Here is a 12,669-nt window from a genome sequence, read left to right as displayed (position 1 = left end):
CCGGCGAAGAGAGCGAGGGCGCGGCCCAGGACCCCAGTGGCGCGGGGGCCTGCGCGGACTGCCCAGCGCCCGGCCCGGAGGCGCCGGGCGGGCTCCCCGCCGCGCCGATCGCACTGGATGATTCCTCTGTGAGGAGCGCCGCCGTCGACGATCTCTCCTCCCAGGCCGAGGCCGGGGTGGCGGGCGCCGGGGGACTCAGCGGCGTGAGTGTGAGCGACGCGCACGCCGAGGGCGGGAGCGTCGCCGTCGTCACGCTCAGCGCGCACTCGCACCCGCCCTTTCTGCCCTGGGGGCTGCTGCCCTTCGAGGGCTTCGACATCAGTGCCACCGGCTCCGCCCGGACGACCACCGGGCACTGAAGCGGGCCTTAGGAGCACACCGCCTCTCTGGCCGGCGCGGGGGCCGCCGCCTGCGCGGGGGCGACGCCCACCGCTGCGCGCTGCCAGCGGGCGGAGACGGCGGAGGCCTCTCGGCGCACGAGGCCGGCGATATAGGCGCGCTTGACGGTCAGGAGCACATTGATGCCGACCACGAGGTAGAAGAGGTTCGCGATGACGCTCGGCCAGGCGCCCGAGGACGCGCAGTTGGCCATGAGCATGATCGAGCCCGAGATGTTGAGGGCCTGGTACTTGAGGGAATCACCGGCCAGCCGGCCTGAGGAGATGAGGGCGTACGCCCAGAGGAGCTCGGCGGCGCCGAGCCAGCCGGCCAGGGAGAGGAGGGAGGGAACGAGATGGGTCACGGGGGACGATCCTGGACCCCTTCACGATGAAGATCAATCGCAGATATCTGCATAGGGGATGTAGTTTTACTTCATGAACTTGTCGCCTCGAAGAATGGCTGTTCTCCTTGCCGTGCAGCGCTCCGGAGGGGTCGTCGCAGCTGCGGATTCGTTACATATGAGCCCGTCAGCTGTGTCACAGCACGTCCGCCTCCTGGAGGAGGAGACCGGCGCCCGGCTCATGGACCGCGCGCCCACCGGAGCGGTCCTCACGGAGGCGGGCCGAGTGCTCGCCGAGACGGCCGAGCGCATCGAGGCAGAGCTCACCGCCGCCCAGCGGGAGCTCGCCGGGCTCGACGGCGCCAGCCCCACCGGGACGGTCCGCGTCGCCTCCTTCGCCACCGCCGTGCGCGCCATCCTCCTGCCGCTCATCGCCGAGCTCGAGGCCAACCGCCCCGGGCTCGACATCGTCATCGAGGAGGTCGAGGAGCGCACCGGCCTGGCGCGCCTGCGCCGCGGCGAGCTTGACCTCCTCCTGCTGGAGCGCGACGCCCGCGCCCTGCCCCCGGCCCCTCGCGGGCTCGGCGATGTGCCGATCCTCGACGAGTCCTGGCTCGTTGTCGTCCCACCGGCGAGCGCCGTGCCGACCTCCCTGGCGGACCTGGCCAGCGCCACCTGGATCGCACTCGACCCGTCCACCGCCGGCGCCTTCGCCCTCACCCGCCTGTCCGGCCAGCTCGGCGCCACCCTGCGCACCCGGCATGTGGGCTACGACTACGACGTCGTGCTCGCCATGGTCCACGCCGGCCTGGGCCACGCGCTCCTGCCCGAGCTCGCCGTCCGCAGCGGCCAGATCCCCGACGGCGTGCATATCGCCCGCCTGCCCGGCCTGGGCGCGCGCCAGCTCGTCGTGCGCCACCGCGCCACCCGCACCGAGCCCGGCCCCGCCGTGCGCGCGGTCCTGGAGGCGCTGCTGGAGCGGACGGCGTCAATGGGCTCGCTCATGGGCTGAGAGGGGCGCGCCGGGGAATCGACTAGTCTTGCCGGGTGGCCACTGACTTCCCCACTCAGATCGAACGACTCCGACACACCTACGCCTCCATCGCCGCGGTGACCGACCCCGACGCCCTGCGCGCCCGGATCGCCGAGCTGAGCGAGGCCGCCGCCGCCCCCGACCTGTGGGACGACCCGGACGCCGCCCAGGTGGTCACCTCCGCCCTGTCCCACGCGCAGGCGGACCTCAAGCGCGTCGAGGAGCTCGGCGAGCGCATCGACGACCTCGAGGCCATGGTCGAGCTCGCTGCCGAGGAGGAGGGCGACGACGCCGCCGAGATCCTCGCCGAGGCCGAGTCCGACCTCGCCGCCATCTCCAAGGACCTGGCCGACCTGGAGATCCGCACCCTGCTGAGTGGCGAGTACGACCAGCGCGACGCCGTCGTCACCATCCGCTCGGGCGCGGGCGGCGTCGACGCAGCCGACTTCGCCGAGATGCTCCTGCGCATGTACACGCGCTGGGCCGAGCGGCACGACTACGCCGTCAAGGTCCTCAACACCTCCTACGCAGAGGAGGCCGGCCTGAAGTCCGTGACCTTCGAGGTCCACGCGCCTTACGCCTACGGGACGCTCAGCGTCGAGGGCGGCACTCACCGCCTCGTGCGCATCAGCCCCTTCGACAACCAGGGCCGCCGCCAGACGTCCTTCGCCGCTGTCGAGGTCATCCCGCTCATCGAGTCCACCGACCACATCGACATCCCCGAGACGGATATCCGCATCGATGTCTTCCGCTCCTCGGGCCCCGGCGGCCAGTCGGTCAACACCACCGACTCCGCCGTGCGCATCACCCACCTGCCCACGGGCCTGGTGGTGTCGATGCAGGATGAGAAGTCGCAGATCCAGAACCGCGCCGCGGCCATGCGCGTCCTGCAATCCCGCCTGCTCCTGCTCAAGCAGCAGGAGGAGGACGCCAAGAAGAAGGAGCTCGCGGGGGATGTCAAGGCCTCGTGGGGTGACCAGATGCGCTCCTACGTCCTCAACCCGTACCAGATGGTCAAGGACCTGCGCACCAACCACGAGGTCGGCAACCCCGACTCCGTGTTCGACGGCGACATCGACGGGTTCATCGACGCCGGCATCCGCTGGCGCAAGCAGCAGGAGCAGGCCGAGGACTGATCGCCCCGCCCCCTCACCCCCTCGCCCCCTCGCCGAGACCGGGCGAACAGCACCGCGAAACCGGGCGAACAGCACGGCGAGACCGGTTCGGGGCTCCGTCCTGATGCTCGTCGGGGCCCGGTGAAGCCGCCGGGCATCGTCGATCAGGCCCCCAGGAGCGCCAGGGGGACGACGGCGATCCCGTCGGCCCGCCTGTACGCGGTGGTCCCCGTCGTGACGACGGCAAGGTCGACGACGCGGTCGGGGATCGTGTCCCGCAGCCATCGGAGGTGGCGGACGTCCGCGTCGGAGACGGCGGCGGCGAGCTTGACCTCGATGGCAAGGATCTGCCCCTCGGGCCCTTCCACGATCAAGTCGATCTCGCGGTTCCCGTTGCCCGTCCGCAGATGGCTGACCGTCGCCTCGGCGGCCTGCGCGGCGACACGCACGCTAAGGGTGGCCAATGATTCGAACAGCGGGCCCGCCATATGCGCGCCAGCGGGGCTGAGCAGCGTGCGGTCGTTCAACCCGAGCAGGCGCGCCGCGAGAGCCGGGTCGGCGAGTTGATGCTTCGGCGCCTGCTGGAGTCTGCGTATCTGGTTGCTCGCGGGTGCCCAACCGGGCACGGGATCGAGCAGCCACAGATTGGTGAGATGGTCGCGATAGGCGAGTGTCGTCGTCTTGGCGGGCTGTGTGCCGTCGCCAGCGGTCGTGGCGTCGAGGAGGCGAGAATAGGCGGTGGTGGTCGAGCTCGCGGCCGCGTACGCGGCGAGCCAGCGCCTGAGGACCTCGGGACGCCGGACCGCGAAGCCTTGGTCGGGAAGATCCCTGTCGATCACCCGCTGCAGGTAGGCGTCGAGCAGGCTGCGCCTCAGGCGTGGGGCGGTTGCCATGATGCCTGGAAGTCCGCTGGATGTGATCGCTGATGCGTAATCAGCGAGGGTGAGTTCGGACGTGCCCGAGATGGCGCCCTGTGTCCCGTTGAGCAGGCCTTCTACTGACACCGTTGGGGAGGCCTGGCCCCGCTCGTAGAGGGCTATCGGCCGCATCCGCAGGGAGAGGATCCTTCCCCCTCCGCTGTGCGTTCCGCTCGAACTGGCGGGCGTCGCCGAACCGGTGAGGAGGAAGCGCCCCGGTGGAGCCCCGCGATCGACTCCGCGCCGCACCGAGTCCCATACCTGGGGGAGATGCTGCCATTCGTCGATGAGCAGAGTCCCCTCGGGCGCGGAGCTCAGGTCGAAGTCGGCCTCGACGATCCTGCGTTGCTCCGGGTTGTCCAAGAACCAGGAGTGGCGGGCGCGCCGCTGCGCGGTCGCTGTCTTGCCGACCCCCTTGAGTCCGTCGATCGCGATGGCGGCCGCGAGAGGGAGGAGCTCATCGAGTTCATGGTCGATGGTTCTGACCAGGTACGTCATTGATTGACGCTACCTCCCACACGTTTCTTACGCTACTGCTATCACGCTCCCTACGCTACCATGAGCACGATTGCTGCGCTACCAATTTCACCCTCTCCGCAGTCCCTCTTCGTGCTCCCTCCCCGCGCCGTCGAGCCGGGTGCGTCCGGCACCGACGGCGACATTCTGCACTGATGGGTGCGCCCAGCACCGTCGGGTGCGGTGAGAACGCGCCCGACGGTGCTGGGCGCACCCACGGGTGCTGGCGGCACCTGTCGACGGGGTTGCGACTCAGCGGAAGTGCGGCCGCAGCGCGCGAGAGCGAATCTCGCTGTGCTGTTCGCCCGGTTTCGCCGTGCTGTTCGCCCGGTCTCGACGCGAGGGGGCGGGAGGGATGTGGCGGGGCGGGGCGCGGGCGCGCTAGCCTGGGGCCGGCCGCGACTGGCGAGGGTGGGGCACCACCGGGGAGCGGCCACCGCCTCATGTGGAGGGGACGTCGCCCGCCTGGGCGTCCCGCCGATACCCGGAACCACAGGAGAGCACCCATGCCCGCCCCCGTAGCCCCCTCAGCCCCGACCGCCGTCCCCACCGCCCACGTGCCCACCGAGGGCCTGGTGAGTCCCGACGTCGTCCCCGTGCGCCGCGCCCTCGTCTCCGTCTACGACAAGACCGGCCTCGTCGAGCTCGCCTCCGCCCTGGCCGCCGCTGGCGTCGAGATCGTCTCCACCGGCTCGACCGCCGCCACCATCGCCGCCGCGGGCATCGCGGTCACCGGCGTTGAGCAGGTCACCGGCTTCCCCGAGTGCCTCGAGGGCCGCGTCAAGACCCTCCACCCCGCCGTCCACGCCGGCATCCTCGCCGACCGCCGCAAGCCCGACCACCTCGCCCAGCTCGACTCGCTCGGCGTGGCCCCCATCGACCTCGTCGTCGTCAACCTCTACCCGTTCACCGCCACCGTCGCCTCCGGCGCGCCCTTCGACGCCTGCGTCGAGCAGATCGACATCGGCGGGCCCTCCATGGTCCGCGCCGCCGCCAAGAACCACCCCGGGGTGGCCATCCTCACCTCGCCCGCCCAGTACGCCGAGGCCGCCCAGGCCATCGCCGACGGCGGATTCACCCTCTCCCAGCGCCGCCGCCTCGCGGCCGCCGCCTACGCCCACACCGCCGCCTACGACGCCGCCGTGGCCACATGGTTCGCCCAGCAGACCGAGGCCGACAGTGCCGACGGCGCAGCCGACGCCGAGGGCCCCACCGCGCCCCCCGCCTACGTCGGCGCCGCCTACGAGCGCCTCGCCACCCTGCGCTACGGCGAGAACCCCCACCAGGGCGCCGCCGTCTACACCGCCCCGGGCGCGCGCGGGGGAGTGGCCGCCGCCCGGCAGCTGTCCGGCAAGGCCATGAGCTACAACAACTACACGGACACCGACGCCGCCCTGCGCGCCGCCCACGACCACGGCGACGAGGTCTGCGTGGCCATCATCAAGCACGCCAACCCCTGCGGCGTGGCCGTCAGCCCCAGCGGCGACGTCGCCGAGGCCCACCGCCTCGCCCACGCCTGCGACCCCGTGTCCGCCTATGGCGGCGTCATCGCCACCAACGCCACCGTCACCGCCGCCATGGCCCGCCAGATCAAGCCGATCTTCACCGAGGTCGTCGCCGCCCCCGCCTTCGAGGACGAGGCCCTGGAGATCCTGTCCGCCAAGAAGAACCTGCGGATCCTCGCCACCCCGGCCCCCGAGCGCGAGGGCTGGGAGATCAAGCAGATCTCCGGCGGCGCCGTCATCCAGGAGCGCGACGCCTACCAGGCCGGCGACGACGACCCGGCCGCCTGGACCCTCGCCGCGGGCTCGCCGGCCGACGACGCGACCCTGGCCGACCTGCGCTTCGCCTGGCGCGCCATCCGCTCGGTGAAGTCCAACGCCATCCTGCTCGCCTCCGGCGGCGCCACCGTCGGCGTGGGCATGGGGCAGGTCAACCGCGTCGACTCCTGCCGCCTCGCCGTCGAGCGCGCCAACACCCTCGGGGCCCGCTCCACCGGCGACGCCGCCGCGCCCAGCGCCGAGACCGGTGCTGTCGGTGGTGGTGACGCCAGCCAGATCCTCACCGAGACCGCCCCCGAGCGGGCCCGCGGGGCCGTGGCCGCCTCCGACGCCTTCTTCCCCTTCGCCGACGGCCTGCAGATCCTCATCGACGCCGGCGTGCGCGCCGTCGTCCAGCCCGGAGGGTCCATCCGCGACGAGGAGGTCATCGCCGCCGCCAAGGCAGCGGGGATCACCATGTACCTCACCGGGCAGCGCCACTTCTTCCACTGAGGTCCGCCGCGCGCGCCCGCCCCGCCCGGCGCTCGGCTGGGCAGGGACGGGCGCGCACAGGCGCGCATGGGGCGCGCGGACCAGTACTGACCGAGGGATAGAGTGTGGGAGTGAGCCAGGAGGGGGACGGCACCGCCAGTGCCGCTAGCGCCGCGAGCGAGATGGGCGCGCCCGAGGTCGGGCCCGCGCGCTCCCGACGGGGCGTGGCGCCCGCGCGCAGCCGCGCCCACCAGACCTACCGGACCGCCGGAGTCGTCGCCGTGGCGGTCTGCCTCGCCGTCGTCCCCGCCATCAGCCTGCTGGGGCACCAGCGGCTCGGCGTCATCGCGCTCGCCGCCCTGCTCGCCACCCTCGTCGTCATGCGCTTCCAGCGCCCCCAGGGCACGTGGATCTCCGCGCGCTCGCGGCTCTTCGACGTCGTCTTCGGCGCGCTGCTCGTCCTGGCGCTCCTCGTGCTCGCCCCCTACGCCGACCTCCCGCGCATCTTCGGCTGAGCCCGGTCGGCGGCTGAGCCCGGTCGGCCTGTGGCCGGTCGCGGTCGATCACTGCCAGGCGCTTCCGGGCCCGGCTCGTCGTCGCCCATCCCGGATGGCAGACGCCCCCGCCCGCGCGGGCGCGAGTATGCGATCCTGCCCCGCTGTCACCATCATCACGCGCTCACGCGGCGATCCCCTGGAATCTGGAAGGCACCGACATGTCCAACGCACAGCCCGTCGCGCGCAAGCGCCGCATGAAGGGCGGCATTCTCCTGTGGGTGATTGTCGCGATCCTGCTCGCCGTGGCCCTCGGCTCCATCCGCGTGGGTGGCCACCCCATCATCCCCGCCCCCGTGGGCCGCGGCTTCGCCACCTTCTCCGCGATCTTCAGCCAGTTCCTCAAGTTCGCGATCCCACTCATCATCATCGGCCTCGTCACCCCGGCCATCGCCGACCTCGGGCGCGGGGCCGGGAAGTGGCTGGGCATCACCACCGCCGTCGCCTACGGCTCCACCCTCTTCGCGGGCTTCGTCACCTACGCCACCTGCGCCGCCCTGTTCCCGACCCTCCTGTCCGGGGTGACGCTCGGGGACGTCTCCGAGCCCGGCAGCGCCCTGGAGAGCTACTTCACCCTTGAGATCGCCCCGCCGGTGGAGGTCCTCACCGCGCTCATCCTCAGCTTCGTCATGGGCATCGGCCTGTCTCTCGTGCCCCGCGGCGTGCTGCGCAAGGGCTTCATCGAGTTCCGCGCGATCATCACCCGCCTCATCGAGACGATCATCATCCCGCTCCTGCCGCTGCACATCTTCGGCATCTTCCTCAACTTCGCCTACACGGGCGAGGCCTGGGTGGTCATGAAGACCCTCGTGCGCGTCGTCGTCGTGGTCCTCGTCCTCGAGGTCGTCATCCTGGCCTGCCAGTACACCGCCGCAGGCGCCATCGGCCGCAAGAACCCGCTCAAGGCCATCCTCACGCTGCTCCCTGCCTACATGACGGCCCTGGGCACCTCCTCATCGGCCGCGACCATCCCGGTCACCCTGCGCCAGACCAAGAAGCTGGGCGTGTCCGACGCCGTCGCCTCCTTCGTCATCCCCCTGTGCGCCACGATCCACCTGGCCGGCTCGACGTCGAAGATCTTCGCCTTCGCCTTCGCCATCGCCTTCACCCAGGGCCTGACGATCAGCGCCGCCCAGTGGATCGGCTTCATCTTCATGCTCGGTGTCACCATGGTCGCGGCTCCCGGCGTCCCCGGCGGCGCGATCGCCGCGGCCTCGGGCCTCATCGCCTCCATGCTCGGCTTCAATGATGCCCAGGTCGGCCTCATGTTCGCCACCTACATCGCCATGGACTCCTTCGGCACCGCCACGAACGTCACCGGCGACGCCGCCATCGCCATCACCATCGACCGCTTCGCCGACGGCCGCCTCGGCCACGAGGGGGACCCGGAGAACGCCCGCGAGCTCGCCTTCGACGGCATGGCCTACCTCGACGGCGTGAGCGTCGAGGGAGTCGTCAGCCCCGAGGACCTCGCCGCCTCCAGCGCCTCCGCTGGCCAGCCCAGCGCATGAGAACACCTGGGTCGGTGCCGTTGCTCTGATCCGCAGGCCGGTCCCCCGCGCCGTCGGGCGCTGGGCGCCCTCCGGTGCTCCCCTGCCACGCGCAACTGAGGCGAGCGGCGCCGAGCTTGCTCGAGCGCCCGAGCCGATGGAAGCGCGTAGAAGCGACGAAGTCGCGAATAGACCCGATGCCAGCCCTGCGGATCAGAGTAACGGCCCCTCCTAAGCACATCATCTCTGGCTACGCCTCCCGGGCCATGAGGCGGGCGAGCGCCCCGCCCGCTGCCAGGAGCGCGGCGGGCGCGCCCTGCTCGACGACGCGGCCGCCGTCGAGGACGGCGACGTGGTCCGCCTCGCCCACCCACTGCAGGCGGTGCGTGATCTCCACGACCGTCGTGCCGGCCAGGCGCTCGCGCACGCGGGAGCGCACGTGGGCGTCGAGCGCCGGGTCGAGGTGCGAGGTGAACTCGTCCAGGACGATGACCCCGGGCCGGGCCAGCAGTGCCCGGGCCAGGGCGATGCGCTGGCGCTGCCCGCCGGACAGCGACGCCCCGCGCTCGCCGATCATCGTGCCGTAGCCCGACTCCAGGGCCACGATGTCCTCGTCGATGCCCGCGTCCTGGCAGGCCTGCCGCACCTCCTCCTCGCTCGCGCCGGGCGCGGCCAGCCGCAGGTTGTCCAGGACGGTGGCCCGGAACAGGTGCGCGCTCTGGCTGACCAGCGCCACCTCGCGGCGCAGGCAGTCACCGGCCAGGGTCCGGATATCGACTCCGCCCACGAGGATCCGGCCCTTCTGGGGGTCGTCGAAGCGAAGCGCCAGCTGGCCCATCGTCGTCTTGCCCGAGCCGGAGACCCCCACGAGGCAGGTCCACCGCCCCGACTCGGCCCGCACGGACACGCCCTCCAGCGCCAGCCTCGGTGAGCCCGGGTAGGCGTAGTCCACCTGCTCCCAGACGAGCTCATGGGAGCGCGCTCGGGGCAGATCTCCGTCCCCGTCCGCGACCTCGATGGGGGAGTGGACGGTGGCCCACACCCGCTCGGCCGCCGCGAAGGACGCGTTGAGCGCCGCCGCGAACTCCTCGACCCCCCGCGCGGTCTCCGTCAGGCGCACCACTGCTGCCACGCCACCCGCCAGGGCCGCCGCCGAGAACGCCCCCGCGCGCACGCCGTCGGCGCCGACAAGGATCATCACCGCGGGGCCCGCGAGCGTGAGCAGCTGGACCCCGCCCCGGCGCAGCGCCGTCCAGCGCCGCGCCGGGGAGCCGGCGGCCTCGATGGCGCGGTCGATCGCGCCCATCTCATCGAGGCGCGCCTCGGCCCGCCCGTAGCCCACCACCTCGGACATCCCCTGGATGGAGTCCGTGACATGCTGGGTCAGCCCTGCCCGCCGCGCCACGGCCTCGCGCGAGGAGGCCAGGGATGCCCGCCAGCCGAGAACGGGGACGACGCCGATCGCCGCCACGAGGAAGGCCAGGGCTGTTGCCGCGACCGCCCAGGACATCGTCGCACCAATGACGCCCACGACCGTCAGGGGAACGACGACGGCGCTGACGGCTGGAGCGAAGGTGTGGGCGAAGAACACCTCGATCCGGTCGACGTCCTTCGTGGCGCGCGCCAGCAGATCCCCGGAGCGCGCCTGGAGCATGACCCTCGGCGCGCGGGGGATGAGCGCGGCGAAGATCTCCCCGCGCAGCAGCTCCAGGGCCTTGAAGGCCACGAAGTGCCCGAGGAACTGCTCGCCGTAGCGCAGCGCCGCCTTGAGCAGGGAGGCCATCGCGAGCAGCCCCGCCAGGGCCCAGGGGATGCCGATATGCGCGCCGGACGCCGCTCGCGCGCCCGCGTCGACGACGGCGACCGCGCCGATGGCCAGGATCGCGCAGCCCAGGAGGAGGTCGGCGATGCGGCAGAGTGTTGAGGCCAGCAGGGGAGGCAGGACCGGCCGGGTGACGCCGAGGAGCCAGCCGATGAGCGCTCGGCGGCTCGGCGGGGCCGCTTGGGCCGATGGGGCCTCCTGCGATCCCCGCGCCTCCTGGGGCGGCCTGCTCTCGATGGCGCTCACCGCTGGCCCCCTTCCTCGGCGGGGCCCGCGTGGGCGGCGTCCTCCGCCACGGGCCAGCTGCCTTCCCCAGCCCCCGGCCCAGTGCCGGCCCGCGCGCCCGGCTCCACCTGGGTGATGCGCCCGCCCTCAACGGTGATGACGCGATCAGCGCCGGTGAGAGCCCCGGCGCGGTGGGAGACCGTCACGACGGTGCGCCCGGCGGCGATGCGGTCGATCGCCTCGATGATCGCCGCCTCCCCGGCGAGGTCCACCTGGCTCGTCGGCTCGTCGAGCAGGAGCAGGGGCCTGTCGGCCAGCACCGCACGGGCCAGGGAGACCCGCTGGGCCTGGCCGCCGGAGAGCCCCAGCCCGCGCTCGCCCACACGGGTCTCCAGCCCCTCGGGCATCCCCCGCACCTCCTCGGCCAGGTTGGCTGTGGCCAGCGCCTCCCACAGCTCCTCGTCGCTGGCCCCCGGCGCGGCGAGACGGAGGTTGGAGGCGATCGTTCCGGAGAACAGCCATGTGGACTGCGCCACCAGCGCGCTCGCGGCGCGGACCCGCCCCTGATCGTCGCTGCCCGCCCCGGCGGCCAGCGACTCGCCGTCGACGACCGCCTCGCCGCCCGAGGGCAGGAGGTCACCCTTGAGCAGGGCCATGAGCGTCGACTTGCCCGAGCCCGAGGGGCCGACGACTGCCACATGCTCGCCGGGCGCCACATCAAGGTCGACGCCGTGGAGCACCTCCGCGCGATCCCAGGCGGCGCTCGCCTGGCGCAGGCGGATGCCCCCGGCGGGCACGCCGCCCACGGCCCCCGCCTCCTGGGTGGGCGCTGACGGGCCCGCCGACTCGGAGACCCGTGCTGCCTCCGCAGCCTCAGCCTCCTGCGACCGACCATGCGCCGCGGCGCCGCCCTGGCGCCCCTGGGCAAGGATGCGGCGGATGGCCCGCTGGTTGGCCAGGCCTCCCATGCCGACGTAGAAGAACGCCCCCACATGGTCGAGTGGCTCGAGCAGGACGAAGGAGGTGAGCACGATCGCCAGCGCGTCGCCGACGCCGATGGCCCCCGATCCCAGGCGCGCCACGGCGCTCACCGCGGCGACCGAGATGAGGAACAGTGAGAAGAGGGAGTCGGTGACGAGTATGACGAGCTGGTTGCCGGCCAGCAGGCGCATGACGGCGCGCCGGTTGCCCTCACCGGCCTCGCGCAGCCGCTCGCGCGTGCGCCGCGCCGCGCGCGCCAGGGTGAGGGTGGTCAGGCCCTGGATCGCGTCGAGGTACTCCGCGCTCAGGCGCGCCCGGCTGCGGCGCGATCCCGAGGAGGACGACCTCAGGGCCTTGTGGAAGCCGATGACGAGCGCGGGCACGCCGACGACGGCGACCGCCAGGACCGCTGAGGGGAGCGGGTCCACGGCGATCGCCAGGAGCACGAGCACGAGCGCCGGGGCGAGCCCCGCAGCGATCGTCGGGGCGAGGAAGGTCTGCCGGTACAGGGCCACCCGCTCGGCGCCGTCGGACAGCACCGAGACAGTCGAGCCAGTGCGCTGCCGTGCCGCGCGGGCCGGGCCGAGATCCATGAGGTGGGCGAGGACCCGGCGCCGCAGCGCCGCCTCCTCGCGGGCCGCGCTGCCCAGCGACACCGCCTGCGCGCCCGCGGCGGCCAGGGCCGAGACCGCGCCGGAGATGAGCGCCGAGGCGATGAGCGCTCCCAGCGCCTGGCCATCGATAAGGGCGCCGAGCGCCCGCCCGGCCGAGATGAGCGACCAGCCCTGCGCCAGGGAGGCGAGGACGGTCAGGCAGAAGGAGACCAGGTTGGCCCGCCTGGATGACGGCGTCGCCAGGGGGATCCGCGTGGGGGAGGGGCCGGAGTGGGAGGAGGGCGCGGTGGGGGTGGGCATACAGGCCATTGTGCTGCGGGTCATAGGGCGAGTGCCAGAATCGCACCCCCATCGTCCCGCCCCCATGGGCGCCGGTGCTCGTAGGCTCCTCCCATAGGGCCGCGCCGGCACCGGCAGCACCACCAGAAC

Annotated in this window: 9 protein-coding genes, 1 pseudogene and 1 riboswitch; of the genes and pseudogenes, 6 read left to right on the top strand and 4 right to left on the bottom strand. The window is 72.7% G+C overall.

The window, feature by feature from the left end; translation table 11 throughout:
- A pseudogene (locus A1QA_RS16265) lies at positions 1–359 on the top strand (hypothetical protein); the annotation flags it as partial.
- An 8-nt stretch (positions 360–367) separates the two neighbouring features.
- Here A1QA_RS16265 and A1QA_RS0101305 read toward each other — a convergent pair.
- Entirely contained in the window at positions 368–742 is a 375-nt protein-coding gene (locus tag A1QA_RS0101305; protein ID WP_017177134.1) for a CBU_0592 family membrane protein, read from the bottom strand.
- Positions 743–815: 73 nt separating this feature from the next.
- On the opposite strand from A1QA_RS0101305, the gene A1QA_RS0101300 reads away from it, so the two are divergent.
- Positions 816–1,733, top strand: coding sequence for a LysR family transcriptional regulator (locus A1QA_RS0101300; protein ID WP_026048587.1), 918 nt, complete (start codon positions 816–818; stop codon positions 1,731–1,733).
- A 35-nt stretch (positions 1,734–1,768) separates the two neighbouring features.
- Positions 1,769–2,890, top strand: coding sequence for a peptide chain release factor 2 (gene prfB, locus A1QA_RS0101295; protein WP_017177132.1), 1,122 nt, complete (start codon positions 1,769–1,771; stop codon positions 2,888–2,890).
- A gap of 143 nt (positions 2,891–3,033) precedes the next feature.
- On the opposite strand, the gene A1QA_RS0101290 is transcribed toward prfB, so the two are convergent.
- Positions 3,034–4,284 carry an ATP-binding protein gene (locus tag A1QA_RS0101290; protein ID WP_017177131.1) on the bottom strand — a complete coding sequence of 417 codons (1,251 nt, stop codon included), beginning with the start codon at positions 4,282–4,284 and terminating at the stop codon, positions 3,034–3,036.
- 406 nt (positions 4,285–4,690) lie between these two features.
- Positions 4,691–4,780: riboswitch (ZMP/ZTP riboswitch) on the top strand.
- Between the two features lie 28 nt (positions 4,781–4,808).
- On the opposite strand from A1QA_RS0101290, the gene purH reads away from it, so the two are divergent.
- The 3 genes from purH (at position 4,809) to A1QA_RS0101275 (ending at position 8,619) form a co-directional block, all read left to right on the top strand.
- Positions 4,809–6,575: a bifunctional phosphoribosylaminoimidazolecarboxamide formyltransferase/IMP cyclohydrolase gene (gene purH / locus A1QA_RS0101285; RefSeq protein WP_017177130.1), complete on the top strand. Its 1,767-nt coding sequence runs from the start codon at positions 4,809–4,811 to the stop codon at positions 6,573–6,575.
- Between the two features lie 110 nt (positions 6,576–6,685).
- The gene (locus tag A1QA_RS0101280; protein WP_244266045.1) at positions 6,686–7,069 is read left to right on the top strand and encodes a DUF3017 domain-containing protein; all 384 of its coding nucleotides are present in this window, start codon (positions 6,686–6,688) and stop codon (positions 7,067–7,069) included.
- A gap of 200 nt (positions 7,070–7,269) precedes the next feature.
- Positions 7,270–8,619, top strand: coding sequence for a dicarboxylate/amino acid:cation symporter (locus A1QA_RS0101275; protein ID WP_017177128.1), 1,350 nt, complete (start codon positions 7,270–7,272; stop codon positions 8,617–8,619).
- Positions 8,620–8,848: 229 nt separating this feature from the next.
- Here A1QA_RS0101275 and A1QA_RS0101270 read toward each other — a convergent pair whose 3' ends face one another.
- Both A1QA_RS0101270 and A1QA_RS0101265 read right to left on the bottom strand, forming a co-directional pair.
- Positions 8,849–10,666, bottom strand: coding sequence for an amino acid ABC transporter ATP-binding/permease protein (locus tag A1QA_RS0101270; protein ID WP_017177127.1), 1,818 nt, complete (start codon positions 10,664–10,666; stop codon positions 8,849–8,851).
- Positions 10,663–12,540 carry an ATP-binding cassette domain-containing protein gene (locus A1QA_RS0101265; protein WP_017177126.1) on the bottom strand — a complete coding sequence of 626 codons (1,878 nt, stop codon included), beginning with the start codon at positions 12,538–12,540 and terminating at the stop codon, positions 10,663–10,665. The genes A1QA_RS0101270 and A1QA_RS0101265 overlap by 4 nt, the downstream gene beginning before the upstream one ends.
- Positions 12,541–12,669: the final 129 nt, after the last annotated feature.

Origin of the sequence: Actinomyces timonensis DSM 23838 (assembly GCF_000295095.1) — a bacterium.
In the GTDB taxonomy this organism is placed as follows: domain Bacteria; phylum Actinomycetota; class Actinomycetes; order Actinomycetales; family Actinomycetaceae; genus Actinomyces; species Actinomyces timonensis.
This window is presented reverse-complemented; position numbering and strand designations above follow the sequence as displayed.

Coding starts and splice junctions, on each gene's coding strand:
- A1QA_RS0101300 (WP_026048587.1), top strand. CDS start 816: ATGAACTTGTCGCCTCGAAGAATGGCTGTTCTCCTTGCCGTGCAGCGC.
- A1QA_RS0101290 (WP_017177131.1), bottom strand. CDS start 4,284: ATGACGTACCTGGTCAGAACCATCGACCATGAACTCGATGAGCTCCTC.
- A1QA_RS0101265 (WP_017177126.1), bottom strand. CDS start 12,540: ATGCCCACCCCCACCGCGCCCTCCTCCCACTCCGGCCCCTCCCCCACG.
- A1QA_RS0101275 (WP_017177128.1), top strand. CDS start 7,270: ATGTCCAACGCACAGCCCGTCGCGCGCAAGCGCCGCATGAAGGGCGGC.
- purH (WP_017177130.1), top strand. CDS start 4,809: ATGCCCGCCCCCGTAGCCCCCTCAGCCCCGACCGCCGTCCCCACCGCC.